Source organism: Pseudorhodoferax aquiterrae (assembly GCF_014652235.1).
Taxonomy (GTDB): domain Bacteria; phylum Pseudomonadota; class Gammaproteobacteria; order Burkholderiales; family Burkholderiaceae_C; genus Pseudorhodoferax; species Pseudorhodoferax aquiterrae.
Window position 1 is genome coordinate 1 of the sequence record NZ_BMYK01000064.1, and the last position, 5,601, is coordinate 5,601.

4 protein-coding genes are annotated in these 5,601 nt (G+C 70.7%); 2 read left to right on the plus strand and 2 right to left on the minus strand.

Features of this window, described 5'->3' with window-relative positions; all coding sequences use genetic code 11:
- Positions 1-119: 119 nt before the first annotated feature.
- Positions 120-668, plus strand: a complete 549-nt coding sequence (locus IE209_RS33375) for a phosphonate degradation HD-domain oxygenase (RefSeq protein ID WP_189691164.1) — start codon at positions 120-122, stop codon at positions 666-668.
- Between the two features lie 18 nt (positions 669-686).
- Here the strand turns inward: IE209_RS33375 and IE209_RS33380 are convergent, their stop codons facing one another.
- Both IE209_RS33380 and IE209_RS33385 read right to left on the minus strand, forming a co-directional pair.
- A complete protein-coding gene (locus IE209_RS33380; protein ID WP_229883190.1) occupies positions 687-1,352 on the minus strand; it encodes a PEP-CTERM sorting domain-containing protein in 666 nt (221 codons plus the stop codon).
- Positions 1,353-1,371: 19 nt separating this feature from the next.
- Positions 1,372-3,543 (minus strand): phosphocholine-specific phospholipase C, encoded by a 2,172-nt coding sequence (locus IE209_RS33385; protein WP_189691165.1) that lies wholly within the window; start codon positions 3,541-3,543, stop codon positions 1,372-1,374.
- 334 nt (positions 3,544-3,877) lie between these two features.
- On the opposite strand from IE209_RS33385, the gene IE209_RS33390 reads away from it, so the two are divergent.
- Positions 3,878-5,488, plus strand: coding sequence for an ABC transporter substrate-binding protein (locus IE209_RS33390; RefSeq protein ID WP_189691166.1), 1,611 nt, complete (start codon positions 3,878-3,880; stop codon positions 5,486-5,488).
- Positions 5,489-5,601: the final 113 nt, after the last annotated feature.

Here is a 5,601-nt window from a genome sequence, read left to right on the forward strand (position 1 = left end):
CCGGGCGGAGCCCGTTCCGCGGCTGCACTCGCATGGCCTGCTCCGCGGCCTTCTGAACCTTTGCTTGCGAGCCGGTTTGATGCCTTTTGGGTGGCGCGCCAGCGCCATGGACCACTGAGATGGCGCTCGCCTTCGACGACATCGCGCTGCTGTTCGCGCGCCACGGTGGCACGCAGTACAGCGGCGAGCCCGTCACGCAGACCGAGCACGCGTTGCAGACCGCCTGGCTGGCCGAGCAGGCCGGCGCCGACGACGCGCTCGTGACGGCCGCGCTGCTGCACGACCTGGGCCACCTGCTCACGCAGTCCGAGGGCACGCCCACGCTGCGCGGCGAGGACGACCTGCACCAGTTCGCGGTGCTGCCCTTTCTGCGCGGCCTGTTCGGTGCCGCTGTGCTGGAGCCGATCCGCTGGCATGTGGATGCCAAGCGCTACCTGTGCGCGACACGGCCGCACTACCGGGCCGGCCTGTCGGCGGACTCGCAGCGCAACCTGGTGTTGCAGGGCGGCGTGTTCGATGCGGCGGCGGCCGCAGCCTTCATCGCGCGGCCGCATGCGCGCGCGGCCGTGCAGCTGCGCCTGTGGGACGACCAGGCCAAGCAGCCCGGCCTGGCGACGCCAGGCCTGGCGCATTACCTGGCGCGCGCGCAACGCTGCCGCTCGGGCTAGCGCCGCGCGCGGCGCGGCTCAGCCGGCCCGGCGGCGGGCCCAGCCCAGGGCGCCCAGGCCCAGCAGCAGCAACGAGGCCAGGCCCGGCTCGGGCACTTCGCCCGCAGGCGCTTCCAGCACGAAGGCCAGGTTGTCGGCATAGCCGTCGTTGTCGCCGCCGCCGTTGCGCTCCATCGACAGCCAGAACGCCAGCGCGCTCGTGCCCACCGGCAGCTGGCCCTCGGTCTCGCGGTAGAACAGGCCGGTCTGGTTGTTGCGGTCGGCGGCCGTCACGGCGCCGATCGTCGCACCGCCGATCTCGACGCCGAAGGCGTCGAGGAACTGCACGTAGAACAGCGCGTTGTCGGTCTGGCTGCTCCAGCCGCCGAGCCAGCCGCTCAGCGAGTAGCCGATGGACTGCGTGGTCGCCATGCCGAAGTCCAGCGCCTGGTAGCCGACGGCGTAGGCGCCGGTGCCCGTGAACATCTTGGCGCCGCGGTCGCTTGGCCCCGGCTGGGTGGGCAGCACCCAGTTGTTGCCGTAGTCGACGGACTGGATGTTGCCGTAGACGTCGTAGCCGCTCCAGCCGGCGGTGCCGGCCTCGGCGTCGCCGTTGACGACCAGGTTGCTGCCATAGACCACGGCGGCCTGGCCGCTGCAGGCCACGGCGAGCAGGGCCGTGGCGAGAAGGTGTCGAAAGTGCATTGCGGGAGATCCTTGGGGTTCAGTTGACGCGGTACTGGTCCAGCTGGGCGGCGCCCTGCATCGCGGGGTCGCTGATCGAGGGCAGGCCGTTCTCCAGATGGCCGGCGAAGCGGCGCAGCCAGGTCGGCGCGCCGTTCACGCGCAGGCTGTAGTCGTACCAGTGCGAGCTCGCGGCCAGCGGCAGGCGCAGTGCGCTGCGCGAGCGCGCCACCACGCGCACCTCGGGCAGGGTGTTCGTGGTGTACTTGTTGGCCGTGAGCTGGAAGGTGCAGGGCTGGCCGCCGTTGTTGACGAGCTCGAGCACGAGTTCGCCCGTCGCACGCTCGGCGCGCACGATGAGTTCGGGCAGCGCCGCGCCGCTGGCGCGGCGCACGTCGCCCGTGATGTGGCGGTGAAAGCCGTTCGGCCCCAGCACCCAGAGGTCGTAGGCGGCCGTGGCGGCCCAGCGGCCCTGCAGCTGCTTGCCGGCCTCCACCGTGTAGCGGCGCGGCACCTGGTCCAGCGCCAGGCGGTCGTAGACGTGGAACACGGCACCGGCCTCGCCGGCGTTCTCGAAGGTCAGCAGCACGCCAGCGGCCTCGACCTGCGCCTGCACCTGCAGCTCGTAGGGCAGGGCGCGCGCGGGCCGCACGCCGGCAGCCTGCACGGGCGCGGCCAGCGTGCTCGGCGTGGCCGGCACCTTGGTGTTGGGCAGCGCCAGCGACTGCGCGCGGCGGGCCGCCGTGGCCGGCAGCAGCTGCATGAAGCCGTTGTCCTCGGGGTTCACGAAGTCGAAGCAGGACAGCAGATTGCCCGAGACCGCACGGCGCCAGGGGCTGATCAGCGGCTCGGGCACGCCGAAGCGCGCCTCGATGAAGCGCAGCACCGAGCTGTGGTCGGACACCTGCGAATTGACCCAGCCGCCCTTGCTCCAGGGCGAGACCACGTACATGGGCACGCGCGGGCCCAGGCCATAGGGGCGGTGGAGGGTGCGGGGGTCCGCGCCGTTGAGCACGTGGTGGTATTCGCCCGTGGTGTCCACGGTGGAGGCGCCGGCCAGCTGGGCCTGGGCGGGGTTGGCGTCGTAGGCCAGGTAGGAGGGCACGGCCGGCGGCGGCATGTGGTCGAAGAAGCCGTCGTTCTCGTCGAAGTTGATGAGCAGCACGGTCTTGCTCCAGACCTCGGGGTTGGCCGTGAGCGCGTCCAGCACGCGGGCCGTGTAGTCCGCGCCCGAGGCCGGGCTCGAGGGGCCCGGGTGCTCGGAGCCTTCGGCCGTGGCGACGATCCAGCTGACCTGCGGCAGCCGGTCGGCCAGCACGTCGGCCTTCAGCAGGTCCAGGTCACGCGTGCTGACGCCACGGTCGCGCAGCGCCTGCGAGTAGCCCGGGCGCAGGTACCAGGCATTGCGGAAGCTGCGGAAGCCGGCCAGCGGGTTGTCGGTGAAGTTGTCCGCCATGTTCTGGTAGACCTGCCAGCTGATGCCGGCGGCCTGCAGCCGTTCCGCGTAGGTGATCCAGCGGTAGTCGGTGCTCTGGTCGGGGTTGAAGCTGTCGCGGCTGTTGTCCGTCGACGGTCCGCCGGCCTGGGCCAGGGGATCGTTGTGGCCGGTCCACAGGAACAGGCGGTTGGTGTTGGTGCCGGTCTGCGTCGCGCAGTGGTAGTGGTCGCACAGCGTGAAGGCGCGCGCCAGCGCGAACTGGAACGGCAGGTCGCCCTCGGCGTAGTAGCCCATGGAATGGTTCTGCTTGGCCGCGCACCAGTCGTTCATGCGGCCGTGGTCCCAGGCCAGTTGCGCGTCCAGCCAGGAGTGCGGCGTGCCGGCCACGCGCATGACCGGGAAGTCCTGCTCGGTGTTGAGACGGAACGGCGCGATGGGCTTGCTGGTCGGCCAGTTGGGCCGGCCCGGCACGGGCGCACCGCCCACGCTGGGCTGCACGAACACGGTCTTGCCGCTGAACAGGTTCTGCCGGTCGCGCACCGGCACGGGAAACGGATCGCCGAAGCCGCGCACGCCGGCCATGGTGCCGAAGTAGTGGTCGAAGCTGCGGTTCTCCTGCGTCAGCACGACGATGTGCTCGACGTCCTGCAGGGTGCGGGTGCGCTGGTTGGCGGGCAGGGCCAGGGCGCGCTGGATGGCGGGCGGGAAGCTGGCCAGCACGGCGCTGGCGCCGCCGGCCTGGGCGAGGGTGCGCAGAAAGTCGCGGCGGCTCATGGCTGCGCCTTCGTGCGCGGGAACGCGGGGTTGTAGGAGTGCATTGTGGGAGGTTCCAGTCGATGGGGGTGCCGACAGGCGCTTTCGCCGTCAGGGCGAAGGCAATGTAGGCAGCGACCGTGAACACTCGATGACGAGCAGCTCACGACAGCGCAGCGGACGGCATGTTCCGGATCGCCGCCGCGTGCGCGTTCTGCGGGCAGCGAGTTTGCTTATGCGAAACCATGCTGTGGCCGGCACGGGCTTCGCCCTACATTGCCGCATCGCCGGCGGGACGCTTCCCCCGGCTGCGTTCCCGGCGCCTGGCGCCGGCCACCCCATCCAAGGATTTCTGATGAACAAGCTCATGTCGCGCCGCACCGCGGGCGCGCTGGCGCTGGCCTTGCTCGCCACCGGCGCCGCATCGGCAGCGCCCGCCGGCGAGGCCGGCCCGCCCCAGCGCGGCGGGCAACTCGTCGTGGCGCTGCGCGCCGAACCCGTGCTGCTGAACCCGCTGGTGGACCAGGGTTCGGGCGCCCATTCGGTGCGGCCCGTGCTCGACTCGCTGGTCTGGGACAACGGCGACGGCAGCTACGACCCCTGGCTGGCCGAACGCTGGGAGGTCTCGCCCGACGCCAGGGTCTACACCTTCCACCTGCGCCGCGACGTGAAGTTCCACGACGGCACGCCGTTCAACGCCGAGGCCGTCAAGGCCAACTTCGACTTCATCGCCAACCCGGCCAATAAATCGACCGGCTCCACGGCCAAGCTCAAGCCCGTGGCACGCGTGCTCGACGCTTACACGCTGGAGGTGACGCTGGGCACGCCCGAGTCGAGCTTCCTCACGCTGATCGCCGCGCCGTACTTCGGCATCGTCTCCAAGCAGCAGCTGGAGCAGGATCCCAAGTCGCTGGCCAGCAAGCTGATCGGCACCGGCCCCTTCAGGTTCGACCGCTGGGTCAAGGGCCAGAGCCTCACCTACGTGCGCAACGACGACTACAACTGGGCGCCGCCCAAATTCCACCGCGGCACCGCCTACGTGGACAGCGTGCGCTACGTGTTCCTGCCCGAGGACCAGACCCGCTACAACGCGCTGCTGACCGGCGAGGCCCATGTGGTGGACTACGTCCCGCCCGAGCACGCCAAGACCGTCAAGGCCGGCAAGTACCAGAGCTCCGAATTTCTGCTGCCCGGCGTGGGCTACAGCCTGCACCTGAACACGCGCCGCCCGCCCTTCGACCAGAAGGAAGTGCGCCTGGCCCTCTTGACGGGCCTGGACCGCGCCGGCATCGCGAGCGCCGCGAGCTTCGGCGCCTATCCGGTGCAGGAGTATTTGGCCACGACCACGCCGGACTTCAACAAGAAACTCAAGAACAGGATCCGCCACGACCCGCAGCGCGCCGGTGAACTGCTGGACGCCGCGGGCTGGACCCAGCGCGACGCCCAGGGCTACCGCACCCGGGACGGCAAGCGGCTGTCCACCGTCTCGCCCTACGCCGACAACGACCAGCTGGCCCAGCGCACGCTGGAGCAGGTGCAGGTCGATGCGCGCAAGCTCGGCATCGAGATCCAGCTGCAACCGGTGACCGCCAGCGAGCTGGCGCAACGCCTGTACAACGGCAACTACGGCATCCTGGGCTCGTTCCAGTCCGAGGCCACGGGCATGCAGCTGTGGCGCCTGTACGGCAGCGACAACATCAGCGACGGCAGCACCGTGGGCTCGAACGCCTCGTTCCTGCGCATCCCAGAGCTCGACGCCGTGCTGGCCAAGGCGCGCGCCTCGGGCAAGGCGGCCGACCGCGCCCGCCACTACGCCGAGGCGCAGGAGATCCTGCCGAACTTCGCACCCTCGGTGCCGCTGTACTCGCGCGCCCGCCTGGTAGCGGCGCAGCCCAACGTGCACGGTGTCTCCTGGGACAAGGCCTGGCCGCAGCCCTACCTCTTCGATGCCTGGATTGGGCGGTGAGTCATCCCCCCAGGCCGCTGCGCGGCTCCCCCCTTCCGCTGCGCGAAGGGGGGCACATCCAGCGGCCTGGCAGAGGTTCTATGGTCCGCGTCAAGCCGGCGAGGCCGTGCGAT